13 protein-coding genes and 2 tRNA genes are annotated in these 15,319 nt (G+C 63.7%); 12 read left to right on the plus strand and 3 right to left on the minus strand.

Going from position 1 to position 15,319, the window contains the following annotated elements; translation table 11 throughout:
* Positions 1–38 precede the first annotated feature (38 nt).
* From K225_RS0117800 to K225_RS0117810, 3 genes are read left to right on the plus strand one after another with little or no spacing between them, the layout of a single operon-like run.
* Positions 39–1,577: a class I adenylate-forming enzyme family protein gene (locus K225_RS0117800; protein ID WP_238323274.1), complete on the plus strand. Its 1,539-nt coding sequence runs from the start codon at positions 39–41 to the stop codon at positions 1,575–1,577.
* A 36-nt stretch (positions 1,578–1,613) separates the two neighbouring features.
* On the plus strand, positions 1,614–2,342 hold the full coding sequence (locus K225_RS0117805; RefSeq protein ID WP_026437627.1) for an SDR family oxidoreductase: 729 nt from the start codon (positions 1,614–1,616) through the stop codon (positions 2,340–2,342).
* 52 nt (positions 2,343–2,394) lie between these two features.
* The gene (locus K225_RS0117810; protein WP_026437628.1) at positions 2,395–3,012 is read left to right on the plus strand and encodes a 2-hydroxychromene-2-carboxylate isomerase; all 618 of its coding nucleotides are present in this window, start codon (positions 2,395–2,397) and stop codon (positions 3,010–3,012) included.
* Positions 3,013–3,060: 48 nt separating this feature from the next.
* On the opposite strand, the gene K225_RS21170 is transcribed toward K225_RS0117810, so the two are convergent.
* A complete protein-coding gene (locus K225_RS21170) occupies positions 3,061–3,885 on the minus strand; it encodes an IclR family transcriptional regulator (RefSeq protein ID WP_238323275.1) in 825 nt (274 codons plus the stop codon).
* Positions 3,886–4,091: 206 nt separating this feature from the next.
* On the opposite strand from K225_RS21170, the gene K225_RS0117820 reads away from it, so the two are divergent.
* The 6 genes from K225_RS0117820 (at position 4,092) to K225_RS0117845 (ending at position 11,206) form a co-directional block, all read left to right on the plus strand.
* Positions 4,092–5,081, plus strand: a complete 990-nt coding sequence (locus K225_RS0117820; RefSeq protein WP_026437629.1) for a nitronate monooxygenase family protein — start codon at positions 4,092–4,094, stop codon at positions 5,079–5,081.
* 78 nt (positions 5,082–5,159) lie between these two features.
* The gene (locus K225_RS0117825; protein WP_026437630.1) at positions 5,160–6,083 is read left to right on the plus strand and encodes an alpha/beta fold hydrolase; all 924 of its coding nucleotides are present in this window, start codon (positions 5,160–5,162) and stop codon (positions 6,081–6,083) included.
* A gap of 177 nt (positions 6,084–6,260) precedes the next feature.
* Positions 6,261–7,365, plus strand: a protein-coding gene (gene prfB, locus K225_RS0117830) for a peptide chain release factor 2 (protein ID WP_099049582.1) whose coding sequence is annotated in 2 segments (ribosomal slippage) — positions 6,261–6,341 and positions 6,343–7,365 — 1,104 coding nt in all. Because the reading frame shifts where the segments join, the coding sequence is not laid out codon by codon here.
* 8 nt (positions 7,366–7,373) lie between these two features.
* Positions 7,374–10,100 carry an aminopeptidase N gene (gene pepN, locus K225_RS0117835; protein ID WP_026437632.1) on the plus strand — a complete coding sequence of 909 codons (2,727 nt, stop codon included), beginning with the start codon at positions 7,374–7,376 and terminating at the stop codon, positions 10,098–10,100.
* 10 nt (positions 10,101–10,110) lie between these two features.
* The gene (locus tag K225_RS0117840; protein WP_026437633.1) at positions 10,111–11,118 is read left to right on the plus strand and encodes a class 1 fructose-bisphosphatase; all 1,008 of its coding nucleotides are present in this window, start codon (positions 10,111–10,113) and stop codon (positions 11,116–11,118) included.
* A 12-nt stretch (positions 11,119–11,130) separates the two neighbouring features.
* Positions 11,131–11,206 (plus strand) — tRNA-Thr (locus K225_RS0117845).
* Positions 11,207–11,514: 308 nt separating this feature from the next.
* On the opposite strand, the gene K225_RS0117850 is transcribed toward K225_RS0117845, so the two are convergent.
* Positions 11,515–12,681, minus strand: a complete 1,167-nt coding sequence (locus K225_RS0117850) for a DUF4382 domain-containing protein (protein ID WP_034713265.1) — start codon at positions 12,679–12,681, stop codon at positions 11,515–11,517.
* 327 nt (positions 12,682–13,008) lie between these two features.
* Between K225_RS0117850 and K225_RS0117855 the strand changes: the two genes are divergently transcribed.
* Complete coding sequence (locus K225_RS0117855; RefSeq protein ID WP_026437635.1) at positions 13,009–13,632, plus strand: PEP-CTERM sorting domain-containing protein; 624 nt, start codon at positions 13,009–13,011, stop codon at positions 13,630–13,632.
* A 501-nt stretch (positions 13,633–14,133) separates the two neighbouring features.
* On the opposite strand, the gene def is transcribed toward K225_RS0117855, so the two are convergent.
* Positions 14,134–14,673, minus strand: coding sequence for a peptide deformylase (def, locus tag K225_RS0117860; RefSeq protein ID WP_026437636.1), 540 nt, complete (start codon positions 14,671–14,673; stop codon positions 14,134–14,136).
* A gap of 86 nt (positions 14,674–14,759) precedes the next feature.
* On the opposite strand from def, the gene K225_RS0117870 reads away from it, so the two are divergent.
* The gene (locus K225_RS0117870; RefSeq protein WP_026437637.1) at positions 14,760–15,188 is read left to right on the plus strand and encodes a YbaN family protein; all 429 of its coding nucleotides are present in this window, start codon (positions 14,760–14,762) and stop codon (positions 15,186–15,188) included.
* 54 nt (positions 15,189–15,242) lie between these two features.
* Positions 15,243–15,318 (plus strand) — tRNA-Asn (locus K225_RS0117875).
* Position 15,319: the final 1 nt, after the last annotated feature.

Consider the following 15,319-nt stretch of genomic DNA (forward strand, 5'->3'; position numbering starts at 1 on the left):
TAGACTGGCCTGCATCGTTCACCAGCACCCAGGTTTTCATGCGCACCTCCACCTCTGCCGGGCCTGCCCGGTTCCATGCCCTGCTGGACCCATGGGTCGCGCACCAGCCCCACCGGCCCGCGCTGGCCGATGCACACCACACCTACACCTTCGCCCAATTGCAGCAGGCCAGCATGGACGCTGCCGCGCAGCTGGGCGACTGGGGCGTGCTTGCCGGCGACCGGGTGCTGATCGTCGGCGAAAACTGCGCTGCAGCGGGTGTGATCGCCTTTGCGCTCAGCCGCCTGGACGCCTGGGTGTGCATCGTCAATGGCCGCCTGAGCCCGCGCGAGATCGACGGCATCATCGCGCACGCCATGCCCCGGCGCGTCATCTACACCACCCAGGTCTCCCCCGAAGCGCTGCAGCATGCCCAGCGCCACGGCGCGCAAGCCTGCCAATGGCCTGGCATGGGGACTCTGCACCTGGGGCCGCTGAACCAGGCCGCCGTCCCGGAGCCCTGCCATGCCGCCGCGACCGAACAGGTGGCCGCGTTGATCTATACCTCCGGCACCTCGGGCGCCCCCAAGGGAGTCATGCTCACACACGCCAATCTCGCCTTCGTGGCAGGCACGAACCTGCGGCGCGTCGGGCCGGGCGACGTGATCTATGGCGTCCTGCCCATGGCGCATGTCGTGGGCCTGTCCACCCAGTTGCTGGGCAGCCTGGCTGCCGGCGCCTCGGTGGTGCTCGAACCCCGCTTCTCGCCGGAACTTCTTGCCGCCGCGCTGCGCCAGGGCATCACGTCCTTCACCGGGGTGCCCGCCATGTATGCCCGCCTGCTCGACTGGCTGCGTGACCCGGGACACCTCCTGCAGGCGCCCAAGCTGCGCGTGATCAGCGTTGCCGGATCGCCCCTCACACCCGCACTGAAGGCGGCGGTGGAGACGCAGCTTCGATTGCCGCTGCTCAACGGCTACGGCCTGACCGAAACCGGTCCGACCATCGCCCAGGTGCGGCCCGAGGCCCCGCGCACCGACTGCGCAGTGGGTCTGCCGATTCCCGGGATGGAGGCACGCATCGTGGATGCCCAGGGCGTCAGCGTGCCGCCGGGCGAGGTCGGCGAACTGTGGGTGCGGGGGCCCAATGTGATGCAAGGCTACTACCGCCAGGACGAACTCACGCGCCAGGTGATCAACGCCGAGGGCTGGTTCAACACCGGCGACATGGCACGCCAGGGAGATGACGGTGCGCTGCACATCGCCGGACGCACCAAGGAGCTGATCATCCGCTCCGGCTTCAACGTCTATCCGCTGGAGGTCGAACAGGCCATCAACGCCTTTCCGGGTGTGGTGCAGTCTGCCGTCGTCGGGCGCACCGTGGGCCACAACGAGGAGGTCATCGCCTACGTCGAGGTACCGGCCCACCACCCCATCGACGAACAGGCCCTGCGGCACCACCTGCGCGGGCAGCTGTCGCCCTACAAACAGCCCGCAGAGATCCACGTCATGGCGCAATTGCCTGCGGCGCCCACCGGCAAGCTGCTCAAGAACGTGCTCCGGCAGATGGCAGAGCAAGGCCGTGCATCGCACGCCTGAAGCCGCATCACCCCATTCGAAACCCCAGGAGATCCCATGGAAGGCAAAAAGGCTGTTCTGATCATCGGCGCCGGCGACGCCACCGGCAGTGCCATCGCACGGCGATTTGCACGCGAAGGCTACGTCGCCTGCGTGACCCGCCGCAGCGAAGACAAGCTCGCTCCGCTGCTGGAGCAGATCCGCAGCGAGGGCGGCGAAGCCTACGGCTTCGGCAGCGACGCCCGCAAGGAAGAAGAAATGGTGGCGCTGGTACAGAAAATCGAGGCCGAGTTCGCCCCGATCGAAGCCGCCATCTTCAACATCGGCGCCAACGTGCGCTACGGCATCACCGAGACCACGGCCCGCGTTTACTTCAAGGTCTGGGAGATGGCGTGCTTCGGCGGTTTCCTGATGGGGCGCGAAGCGGCCAAGGTCATGCTGCCGCGCGGCCGGGGAACCATCATCTTCACCGGCGCCACGGCAAGCCTGCGCGGCCGCGACGGGTTCGCGGCCTTCGCCGGCGCCAAGCACGCGCTCCGGGCACTGGCGCAGAGCATGGCGCGCGAGTTGTGGCCCAAGGGCATCCATGTGGCCCATCCGGTCGTGGATGGCGCCATCGACACGGAGTTCATCCGCTCGAATTTCCCCGAGCGCTACGCCACCAAGGACCAGGGGGGCATCGTCAACCCGGATCACATCGCCGACCTCTACTGGCAGATCCACATGCAGCCGCGCGACGCCTGGACGCATGAAACCGAGATTCGCCCCTGGATGGAGCCATGGTGACGGACCCGGCAGGGATCGGCCCCGGCAATTTTGATCATTGTAAGGAGACACCATGACCCCCACCACCGTCGAGTTCCTGTTCGACTTCGGCAGCCCCAACGCCTACCTGTGCCACAAGGTCATCCCGCAGATGGCGGCAAAGACCGGTGCACGGTTCGAGTACGTCCCCATCCTGCTCGGCGGACTGTTCAAGCTCGCCAACAACCGCTCACCGGTCGAGGCCTACGCGCACATCCCCCACAAGCTCGCCTACGAGCGCCTGGAAATGCAGCGCTTCATACACAAGCACGGCCTGACGGCCTTCCAGCGCAACCCCCACTTCCCCGTCAACACGCTGCACATCATGCGCGGGGCCGTGGCCGCGCAGAAGCTCCACTGCTTCGACCGCTATGTGGACACGGTGTACGCCAGCATGTGGGAGCGCGGATGCAACATGGCGGACCCACAGGTCATTGCGGCCGAACTCGACGCCGCCGGACTGGACTCCCAGGCCATCCTGGCCACCAGCCACGAGCCCGGCGTCAAGGAGCGCCTGCTGGCGAACACCCAGCAGGCCCATGCGCGCGGCGCCTTTGGCAGCCCCACGTTCTTCATGGGCCCGGAGATGTACTTCGGCAAGGACCGGCTGCACGACATGGAAGAAGCCATCCTGCAGGCCACGGGCCGCTGAGCACCACCCGATTCCCCCTGCAACCACCAGCCAAGTCCCATGCCGGTGTCAGCTTTTGGCGTGGTACTGGGCCTCGATGCCGCGCACCGTGGCAATCAGTCGCGGCCGGACTTCATCCATGAAAGTTTCGGCCGAAATCGACGAGGCCGCGGCGGCGGCATTCACCACCATCAGGGGCAGGCCCGAACCCAGGCGCACGGGCACCGCGATGCCATGGATTTCGCGCCGCCAATCGCCAAAGGAACGCACGCAGCCGAACTCGGCAAGATCGGCCATCGCCTGGCGAATGCCCTTTTCGACCCTCGGCCAGCCCACCGGGTCGATGGCCTGGAGCCGCGCCTCCAGCGTCTGGCGCGCCCCCTCTGGCGCACCGGCCAGGTAGCCACGCCCGGCGGCCGTGGTGCCCAGCGGAATGTGCGAGCCGATGCCCAGCATCAGCGTGAGGATGGCCGTCTCGCTGCGGCAGCTCTCGATGTAGAACATGGACAGATCGTCGCGGGTCGCCAGCGCCACCATGGTGTCCGTCTCGTTGGCAAGCTGCTGCAAAAAGGGGTTGCTCACCTCCTTGACGTCCAGGCGTGACAGGGTCGTGCCCCCCAGCGTCAGCGCCATGAGGCCCAGCCGGTACCGCCCCGACTCGGCGATGTGGTGCAGGTAGCCCAGCTTGGTCAGCGTGTAGGTCAGCCGCGTGATGGTGGATTTGGGCAGGCTGCACCGCTCGGCAAGCTCATGGTTTCCGAGCCTCTCCTCCCCCGACTTGAACGCGTGCAAGACCTCCAGGCCCCGCGCAAGCGCCGTCACGAAGTGGCGGTCTTCCTTGGACGGGCCCGATCGGCGAGGCGATCCCCCTGCTGGCTTTTCCACCAATGTCACGATGTGCCCCCTTTTGGGCACAGATCATGCCACCACGCAGAACAAATCTGTAATTTCGAGGTATTTTTATCTTCAAATGTTCTGCATTGCAGTTTTTGAATGCCTGCCGAGGCATTCCATCGATGCCATTCGACGCGACAATCGGAGTTTCCGGACCAGCCACGCCACCCGGCCCTCTTCCCACCGCATTCCTCCAGGAGACCCGCATGCGCACCCGTATCACCGAGCTTTTGGGTATTGAACGCCCCATCATCCAGGGGGGCATGCATTTCGTCGGCCTCGCCGAATTGTCGTCCGCCGTGTCCAATGCCGGCGGACTGGGCATCATCACCGCGCTGACCCAGCCCACGCCCGCCGCGCTCGCGGCCGAGATCGCGCGGTGCCGGTCGATGACGGACAAGCCGTTCGGCGTCAACCTGACCTTCCTGCCCGTGCGCACACCGCCCGACTATGCCGGCTACATCCAAGCCATCATCGATGGTGGCGTGAAAATCGTCGAGACGGCCGGGAACAACCCGCAGCAGTGGATGCCCCTGCTGAAGGAAGCGGGCATCAAGGTCATCCACAAGTGCACCGCCGTGCGACATGCATTGAAGGCACAGAACATTGGCTGCGATGCCGTCAGTGTGGATGGCTTCGAGTGCGGCGGCCATCCGGGCGAGGACGATGTGCCCAATTTCATTTTGCTGCCCCGTGCGGCCGAAGCGCTCAGGGTGCCCTTCATCGCGTCGGGAGGCATGGCAGACGCACGGTCTCTGGTGGCCGCGTTGGCCCTTGGCGCAGACGGCATCAACATGGGCACACGCTTCATCGCCACCCAGGAGGCGACGGTTCATGAGAACGTCAAGCAGGCCATTCTGGCCGCGACGGAGCTGGACACCCGCCTGGTGATGCGGCCGCTGCGCAACACGGAGCGGGTCCTGGTCAACAAAGGGGTCGAGCGGCTGCTGGAAAAGGAGCGCCAGCTGGGCGCAGCCATCACGTTTGCCGACATCGTGTCCGAGGTGGGCGGCGTCTATCCCAAGGTGATGCAGAACGGCGAGCTGGACGCCGGCGCATGGTCCTGCGGCATGGTCGCGGGCCTGATCCACGACATTCCCACGGTACGGGAGCTGATGGACCGCATCATGAACGAGGCGGAACACATCGTCAGCCAGCGCCTGGCCGGCATGTTCGCAGCAGCCCCGGCGCATTGATGGCTTCATCGCCAGGCAGCAGGGCCCGCTGTCCCGCGATTGACATGGGCTCCGCGGCCACTGGGTAACATCGACGCCATGTATGTCACCCGCCAGACCTCGCGCAGCGAGTTCGTTGCCATCCGCCAGCTGAACTACCACGTGCGCCTGTGGGGGCCCGAGACCTCGGCCCTGCCGCCGCTGGTGCTGGTGCATGGCTGGATGGACGTGGCCGCGTCCTACCAGTTCGTCGTCGATGCCTTCGGCGAAGACTTCCTGCGCAGCCGCCGCATCATCGCGCCCGACTGGCGGGGCTTTGGCCTCACGGCGCCGCCCGTGCCCACCGACCACTACTTCTTCCCCGACTACCTGGCCGACCTGGACCAGTTGCTCGACCACTACGCACCCGGCACCCCGGTGGACCTGGTGGGCCACAGCATGGGCGGCAACGTCGCCATGTTCTATGCCGGAGTCCGGCCCGCGCGCATCCGCCGCCTGGTCAACCTCGAAGGCTTCGGCATGCCCGCGAACAAACCCGCCAAGGCGCCCGGGCGCTATGCGCAGTGGATGGACGAACTCAAGGCCCTGCGGCGCGGCGAAATGGCACTGAACACCTACGACAGCGCGGCCGGCGTGGCGCAGCGCCTCATGAAGACCAACCCGCGCCTGTCGCGGGACAAGGCCGACTGGCTGGCGCGGCACTGGGCCCGCCCCAACGCCCTGGGCCAGTGGGAAATCCTGGGCGACGCAGCGCACAAAATCATCAACGCGCAACTGTTTCGCCTGGACGAAGTGCTGGCGCTGTACGAAGCCATCAGCGCGCCCACGCTGGCCGTGGAGGCAGCAGGCGACAGCCTGGGCCAGTGGTGGAAGGGCCGATACAGCCTGGACGAATACCACCAGCGCCTGACCCATGTGCGCGACTGCCGCATTGCCGTGGTGCCGGACGCCGGCCACATGCTGCACCACGACCAGCCCCAGGCCGTGGCGGCGCTGATCGAGCAGTTCGTGGGTGACTCATAAAGAAAATGCTTGCAAGCGCTGATGCATCCACCGCAAGCAGCTGTCCATTCTGAAATTTTCGGGGTGGCATTCGGGTGACAGCGGCAGGCGCCGGGCCGGTCGGGGGGCATTGGGCGCCAGAGATCGCGTCCCATGAGAAAATCGCGGGTTATTCCACAAGACACCCAGGACAAGACCATGGACGCAGAACGTATCAACCTCATTGGCAACACCCTCTCCGACCTGGCCGTGCGCACGCAAGAGTTACGGAGGTATCTTTGACTTCGATGCCAAATTCGAACGTCTGCGCACGGTAAACGCATCGCTGGAAGACCCCACGGTCTGGAACGATCCCAAGAAGGCCCAGGAGCTGGGCAAGGAAAAGAAATCGCTCGACGGCGTGGTGCTCACGCTCGACAAGCTCACGCGTGAGCTGGCCGACAACGCCGAGCTGTACGAGATGAGCAAGGAAGAAGGCGACGAGGCCGGCCTGATGACCATTGAGGCCGAAACCGCCAAGCTCCAGCCCGAGATCGAGCAGCTCGAATTCCGCCGCATGTTCAGCAACGAGGCCGATCCGCTCAACTGCTTTGTGGACATCCAGGCTGGCGCCGGCGGCACCGAGGCCTGCGACTGGGCCAGCATGCTGCTGCGCCAGTACCTCAAGTATGCCGAGCGCAAGGGTTTCAAGACCACGGTCGAAGAAGAAACCCCTGGCGACGTGGCCGGCATCAAGAGCGCCACGATCAAGGTCGAGGGCGAATACGCCTATGGCCTGCTGCGCACCGAAACCGGCGTGCACCGCCTGGTGCGCAAGAGCCCGTTCGACAGCTCGGGCGGCCGCCACACCAGCTTTGCCAGCCTGTTCGTCTATCCCGAGATCGATGACTCGATCCAGATCGACATCAACCCGGCCGACGTGCGCACCGACACCTACCGTGCCTCCGGCGCGGGCGGCCAGCACATCAACAAGACCGACTCGGCCGTGCGCCTGACCCACATCCCCACGGGCATCGTGGTGCAATGCCAGGACGGCCGCAGCCAGCACGGCAACCGCGACATCGCCTGGCAGCGCCTGCGCAGCCGGCTGTATGACCACGAGATGCGCAAGCGCCAGGAAGAGCAGCAAAAGCTCGAAGACACCAAGACCGACGTGGGCTGGGGTCACCAGATCCGCAGCTACGTGCTGGACAACAGCCGCATCAAGGACCTGCGCACCGGCGTCGAAATTTCGGCCACCCAGAAGGTGCTGGACGGCGATCTCGACGCATTCATCGAAGCCTCCCTCAAGCAGGGCGTTTAAGGAAAACCATGTTGCAACTGCGTGACGGCCAGGGCCAGGCGCCCGCCATCCACCGCGCCGACTACCAGGCCCCGGCCTGGTGGATCGACACCGTCGACCTGACGTTCGACCTGGACCCCGCCAAGACCCGCGTGCTCAACAAGATGCGCCTGCGCCGCAACCCCGACGTGGCGGCACAGCCGCTGCGCCTGGACGGCGAAGCGCTGAACCTGGCGCGCGTCATGGTCAACGGCGGCGGCACCTCGTTCAAGATGGACGGCAACCAGCTGGTGCTGGAGAACCTGCCCGAAGGCACCGAGCCCTTCGACCTGGAGATCTTCACCACCTGCGCCCCGGCCAAGAACACACAGCTCATGGGCCTGTATGTGAGCCAGGGCACGTTCTTCACGCAGTGCGAGGCCGAGGGTTTTCGCCTCATCACCTACTTCCTCGACCGGCCGGACGTGATGGCCAGCTACGCCGTCACGCTGCGCGCCGACAAGGCCCAGTACCCGGTGCTGCTCTCCAACGGCAACCTGGTGGACAGCGGCGCGCTCGAAGACGGCCGCCACTTCGCCAAGTGGGTCGATCCGCACAAGAAGCCCTGCTACCTGTTCGCCCTGGTGGCCGGCAAGCTGGTGGCACGCGAGCAAAAGATCAGGAGCCGCTCGGGCAACGACCACCTGCTGCAGGTGTATGTGCGCCCCGGCGACCTGGGCAAGACCGAGCACGCCATGAACGCGCTGATGCACAGCGTGGCCTGGGACGAAGCCCGCTTCGGCCTGCCGCTGGATCTGGAACGCTTCATGATCGTCGCCACCAGCGACTTCAACATGGGCGCCATGGAAAACAAGGGCCTGAACATCTTCAACACCAAGTATGTTCTGGCCAGTGAGGCCACCGCCACCGATACCGACTTCGCCAACATCGAAAGCGTGGTGGGCCACGAGTATTTCCACAACTGGACGGGCAACCGCGTCACCTGCCGCGACTGGTTCCAGCTATCGCTGAAGGAAGGCCTCACGGTCTTCCGCGACCAGGAGTTCAGCCAGGACCTGGCGGGCAGCCCCTCGGCCCGCGCCGTCAAGCGCATCGAGGACGTGCGCGTGCTGCGCACGGCGCAGTTCCCCGAAGACGCAGGCCCCATGGCCCATCCCGTGCGGCCCGACAGCTACATCGAGATCAACAACTTCTACACCGTCACCATCTACGAAAAGGGTGCCGAGGTAGTGCGCATGCAGCACAACCTGGTGGGCCGCGAAGGTTTTGCCAAGGGCATGAAGCTGTACTTCGAGCGCCACGATGGCCAGGCCGTGACCTGCGACGACTTCGTGCAGGCGATTGCCGATGCCAACCCGCTCAGCCCGCTGGCGCAGCACCTGCCGCAGTTCAAGCGCTGGTACAGCCAGGCCGGCACGCCCCGCGTGCGCGCCACCGGCCACTACGACGCCGCCACGCGCAGCTATGCGCTCACGCTGTCGCAGAGCTGCGCGCCCACGCCCGGCCAAAGTGAGAAGCAGCCTTTCGTCATCCCGGTGGAGCTGGGCCTGATCGACGCGGCCACAGGCGCCGCCCTGCCCTTGCAACTGGCGAACGAAGCCGGTGCGGTCACCACCTCCCGCGTGGTGGTGCTGACCGAAGCCTCGCAGACGTTGACCTTCACGAACCTGGATGCCGAGCCCGTGCCTTCGGTGCTGCGCGGTTTCAGCGCCCCCGTGGTACTGGACATCGAGTACACCGATGCCCAGTTGCTCACGCTGCTGGCCCATGACGCTGACGCGTTCAACCGCTGGGAGGCAGGCCAGCGCCTGGCACTGCGCACCGCTATCCATGCAATAGCTGATAGCGAACAGCAGACGGGTGCCCACGGCCGTTTCGACCGCAATATTCTCTCGCCAGAGTTTGTCGAGGCCATGCGCTCCGTGCTGCGCAATCCGGCACTGGACGCGGCCTTCAAGGAACTGGTCCTTACGCTGCCGTCCGAGACCTACATCGCCGAGCAGCTCGACGTGGTCGATCCCCAGCGCATCCACGCCGTGCGCGAAGCCATGCGCGAGCAGCTGGCCCTGTCGCTGCAGCCCGACTGGGCCTGGGTCTGGGAGCAGCACCAGGACACCGGCGGCTACCGCCCCGACCCGGTTTCGTCCGGCCGCCGCGCGCTCAGCGGTCTGGCGCTGCACATGCTGTGCATCGCGGCCCAGCGTACGGGCGATGTGGCCTGGCCCGGCAAGGCGTATCAGCGCTTCAAGGTGGCGGCCAACATGACCGACCGCTTCAACGCCCTGACCGCGTTGGTGGCCAGCGGCAGCGAGCTGGCCGCCCCCGCCCTGGCGCGCTTTCACACGCTGTTCAAGGACGAGCCGCTGGTCATCGACAAGTGGTTTGCCCTGCAGGCGGGCGCGCCCGACCGCGCTGGCAATGTACTGCCCACCGTGCGCCAGCTCCTGCAACATCCAGACTTCAGCCTCAAGAACCCCAACCGCGCGCGGAGCGTGATCTTCAGCTACTGCAGTGCCAACCCGGGCGCGTTTCACCGTGCGGACGCAGCAGGCTACGTGTTCTGGAGCGACCGCGTGATCGAGCTCGACGCCCTCAACCCACAGGTAGCCGCCCGCCTGGCCCGCGCCCTGGACCGCTGGAAGAAACTGGCCGAACCCTGGCGCAGTGGCGCCCGCGAGGCCATCGCCCGCGTGGCCGCACGCCCCGACCTGAGCAACGATGTGCGCGAGGTCGTCACCCGCGCACTGGCCGATTAAGGAGATATCCATGGCAAACAAAGTCAGCCTGACCCGCTACCTCGTCGAACAACAGCGCGTGGACGGCCTCATTCCCGGTCAGTTGCGCCTGCTGCTCGAAGTGGTCGCACGCGCCTGCAAGAGCATCAGCCACGCCGTCAACAAGGGCGCCCTCGGGGGCGTGCTCGGCAGTGCCGGCAGTGAGAACGTGCAGGGCGAAGTGCAGAAAAAGCTCGACATCATCGCCAACGAGGTGCTGATCGAGGCCAATGAATGGGGCGGCCACCTCGCCGGCATGGCCAGCGAGGAAATGGACGGCATCTACGTGGTGCCCAACCGCTATCCCAAGGGCGAATACCTGCTGCTGTTCGACCCCCTCGACGGCTCCAGCAACATTGACGTCAACGTGAGCATCGGCACCATCTTCAGCGTGCTCAAGATGCCCGAGGATGACCGCGGCGTGGACGAAGGCGATTTCCTGCAAAAGGGCAGCCAGCAGGTGGCCGCCGGCTATTGCGTCTATGGCCCGCAAACCACGCTGGTGCTCACCGTGGGCGACGGTGTGGCCATGTTCACGCTCGACCGCGAGCAGGGCTCGTTCGTGCTGACGCAAGAAAATGTGCGCATTCCCGAGGACACCAAGGAATTCGCCATCAACATGAGCAACATGCGCCACTGGGACGAACCGGTCAAGCGCTACATCGACGAATGCCTGCAGGGCAAGGAAGGCCCGCGCGGCAAGGACTTCAACATGCGCTGGATCGCCAGCATGGTGGCCGACGTGCACCGCATCATGACCCGCGGCGGCATCTTCATGTACCCCTGGGACAAGCGCGAACCCAACAAGCCCGGCAAGCTGCGCCTGATGTACGAGGCCAACCCCATGGGCTGGCTCATCGAGCAGGCCGGCGGCGCCGCGACCAACGGCAAACAGCGCATCCTCGACATCCAGCCCACCCAGTTGCACGAACGCGTCAGTGTGATTCTGGGCTCAAAAAATGAGGTCGAACGGGTGACAAGCTACCATTCCACGCTATAATCGCAGGCTTACGCCGGTGTAGCTCAGTCGGTAGAGCAGCTCATTCGTAATGAGAAGGTCGGGTGTTCGATTCATCTCTCCGGCACCAAATGAAAGCCCCTGATTCGCAAGAGTCAGGGGCTTTTTTCGTTCGATGCAAGACGATTTTGACGGGAAGTTCCCGGACATCGAGAAAGCCCCGACAACACTCACCTGCCAGTGGCCTCATCTGCGTCTCCAGTTCGGAACTGTCGAAGTCTTGCCAGCGCAGGTGACCGCGCAGACCCTCAACAAAAAGGGGCCGCACATGGCGGCCCCAATGATTGCTTACCAGTCCAATAGCTCACAACGCTTGACTGGCAGGCGCCAGGTTTCATTTCGGCGTGAAATGCCTTATGCCCCGGGCGCCCTGCCCCTTCACGGGAAGGTGAAGTTGGTGGTAGTGCTGCTTCCGGCGGCGAGTACGGGCAGCACGGCGTCCTTGTCGGCGAAGCCAAGTCGGCTGGCGCGCAGGGTATACCGGGCGGCCGCCTGCGTGTTGGGAGCAAATACCAGCGGCGCGGGCGCTACGGCATAAGCGGCAACGAGCGGTGCATTGACCGGCAGCGAGAAGGCATAGGCACCTGTGACGCTGTCCACATACTGCCCGTCGATTTCCACGGCGATACCCGCCAGCGACTGCAGGGCGCGCACCAGGGTATCCGCTGGTGCAGTACCGGTTGCGCTGGCGCTGGCCGATGCAGCCAGGGCGATGGGCGATGCCGCACTGGCCACCGGGGTCACGGTCTCCGCCACCACAGGCACACCCGTCACCACGGCGGAGGTACGGCCGGAAGCCGCCATGACCAGGGTGTAGTTGCCCGGGGCCACCGGTTGCAGCAGGAACTTGCCGGTGCTGTCAGGCACGGTCGCCTTCACGATGGTGCCATTGGGGAGCTGCAGCGACACCCGCGTAGTGCCAGCGCCCAGTGCTGGGTCGACATACCCCTGCACACCCGACACATAGCGTGGAATGACCGTCACCACCGGCTTGAGCAGGTACTGGCCCGAACCGCCGGCCCGAACCACCGACTTGCAGGCATCGAAGTCCAGCACGAAATCGGCCATCTTGTTCTCGGCGATATCGATATTGATGTTGGTCTTGACACCCGACTGCTGGCCGCTGGGGGTCTTGAGCGCCACCTCACTTTCCCCGGTGGGCCTCACCGAATTGGCCAGCGGTTGGGCAGTGCTGTTGTCAGCCAGCACCAGGCGCATCTGGGTGTACTTGCCCACAGGCAGGGGAATCTGCCCCAGCTCCATCAGCACTCCATTGGTGAGACTGAGCAGATCCACCCGACGGGCGGGGTCCAGCACGATCTCGGACCAGCCGGCATCAGCGTCACCGGCGCTGCTGCTCTGGTGGACACGAATTTTCGAGACCGTCACGTTAACGGTGTCATAGCCACAGCTAGGCGCATCGGTCAACGCCAGGCGCAGCGTGCCGCTGCCGGCGGTGTTGTCACCGCCACCACCCCCGCAGGCAGCCAGGCCGGCAAGCAGGACGGCACCCGCAGCGAATTTCAGATTTCGGAGCAATTTCATGTTGGACCTCTCGGGTTGGCGCGCTGCCGGAACAGCGCACATGGATGTGAATTTTTCACATCAAGAGAGTAAATGCCCCAAAACCCCGAACCTGTAGGACAAAGCCTTTAGCGGTGCAACAAACGTGACAACATGCGAGCGAATGTGCGACAGCACACGATTCACCGCCGGATCACAATGCGTGTCGGATTTTTTTACGATACACGGAAGATGCAACCACGTCAGCGCCGCAAGTTGTTGATGGGCATATGAAAAAACCAACAGGCACACATTTTGCTCAACCCATGGCGACTCGTGCCTTCGTACGAGAATCAGGAGTAATAGATCATGAACACCAAAATTTGTGCGCTGACGCTCGGTTTGGCAGGCCTTGCGTTTGGTGGAGGCGCTTCTGCCAACGTTGTCACGTTGACCCCCGTCGATGGCAATATTTACCAACAGACCGTTCAAAGCCCATGCATCTTCAGCAACCCCTCCTGCACCAACGGAGGTTTTGCTTCAACGGCCTTGCCCACAGGCGGCAGCGTGAATGGCTACGATGCTTTTTCACCTATTTACAGCGGCCAGACACTTCTGAACATCATTGGGGCCGGCAACGCCCTTCTGATTGGTCTTGATATCAATCAGGCTAGCGGCCAGCCCGCACAAACGCTGACAGCGTTCTACATGCTCTTGAACAACAGCATCGTAGATACATTTTCTACAACCGCTACGAACAATGTGCCAGCGGGCAACAACGGAAATGGCTACGCGGACTACCTGCTCGGCAACTTCTCCTCATTCTCTGCAACCGATACAGTCCAGTTCCACTTCGTCTTCAACAATGCAAACGATGGCACCGAAAACCTTTTCGTGATCGGCGCACCCGGCAGCACAGTACCCGAGCCGGCTACGCTGGCACTTCTTGGCTTGGGCTTGCTGGGTGCGTACTTTGTACGCCGTCGCAGCTGATCATCTCGAAAACCCGATTCAAAACGGGTCTGGAAGGCTTAAGCCGCTCAGTTAACTCTGAGCGGTTTTTGATGGCCCGACGGAGATTCTTGGCCATTCATGCTCGACTTTGATGGCGCCCACTGAATTGATGCGGTGGCATGAACAAGCATCAGAATTGTTGCCCCATTGCACGGAGTCTTTCCTGGATGGCAAGCGGAAGTATTGCTCCCGCGCATTCTGCAGCTGCCGCTACCCTTGGTGGGGCTGTCGCAATTCATTCAAACCGGATGCCCTGCGCTTGAAGCACTCCCAAATGGAATGTCTTGGATGCAACGTCCAAGTATTGAATGGTGCCCGACATGACCAACGGAGCGCTCGCATTCGCTGGCTCAATGCGAATGGCACGCCAGCGACCGCCTCCGTCAGGCAGGGCATACACCTGCAAGGCCAACCCATCAGGATGATCAGCAGTGAGGTGAAGCCGTCATCCACCGCAAACAACGCCCCACCTTTCGGCACCTATTCATCCTGCTCCGCGCCCATCTCTGGAAACAGCACCTCGGTATATCCAAACTGCGCAAAATCACGCACCCGCATGGGATACAACTTGCCCACCAGGTGATCGCATTCGTGCTGCACCACGCGGGCATGAAACCCTTCTACCGTCCGGTTGATCGGGTCGCCATAGGGGTCAAACCCGCTATAGCGAATGCGCGACCAGCGCGGCACTTTGCCACGCAATCCTGGCACCGACAGGCACCCCTCCCAGTCTTCATCTTCCGCATCGCCCACCGGGTCGATCACCGGATTGACAAGCACCGTGGACGGCACCAGCGGCCGATCAGGGTAACGGGGATTGGGGTTGGCAGAGCCAAAAATCACGACCTGCAGATCCACACCGATCTGAGGGGCGGCCAAACCCGCACCGTTGACGGATCGCATGGTTTCGAACATATCGCGCACCAACAGATGCAGCGCATCGGTATCAAATTCAAGGACAGGCTGAGCGATGCGCAACAAGCGTGGATCGCCCATTTTCAAGATGGTATGAATGGTCATGACAGCAGCAGTTCAAGGCGTGCATGATGGGTTGGTTGAGCATAACGCGCGCGCAAGGCCATTGCCCCCATGCACAATTGCATTCAATGGCCTCACCCACCGACGATCCTCCCGACACCCGGACGCCCAAGGAGCTACCGCTACCGTTGCGCTGGCTGCTGAAGGTTTTTGCGGTCCTGTGTCTGATTCTGGGTCTGGTAGGTGTATTTGTGCCTGGGCTGCCAACCACCGTTTTCATCCTCATGGCCGCCTGGGCCGCAGCCCGCTGTTCGCCAGCACTGTATCGATGGCTTTGGCATCATCGCCTGTTTGGCCCCATGTTGCGCAACTGGGCCAACGGCGGCTGCGTGAGCCGCCGAGCCAAGTGGAGCGCCACCTTGATGATGGGGCTGAGCAGCATCATCCTGTCGTTCACCCAAGCACCCCTCTGGGCCGTGGCACTGGCAAGCATTTGCATGGCCTGCGTACTGGCATGGCTGTGGCGCAGACCTGAGCCTGCTCGGAATTCTGCCTGATGCACGGCATTCACGCAGAAATGCACATTTTTATGTATATAATTTAAGTCTTGTTCCTCGATAGCTCAGTCGGTAGAGCGCCGGACTGTTAATCCGTAGGTCCCTGGTTCGAGCCCAGGTCGAGGAGCCAA

The organism is Acidovorax sp. JHL-9 (assembly GCF_000426205.1).
Classification (GTDB): Bacteria; Pseudomonadota; Gammaproteobacteria; order Burkholderiales; family Burkholderiaceae_C; genus Acidovorax; species Acidovorax soli.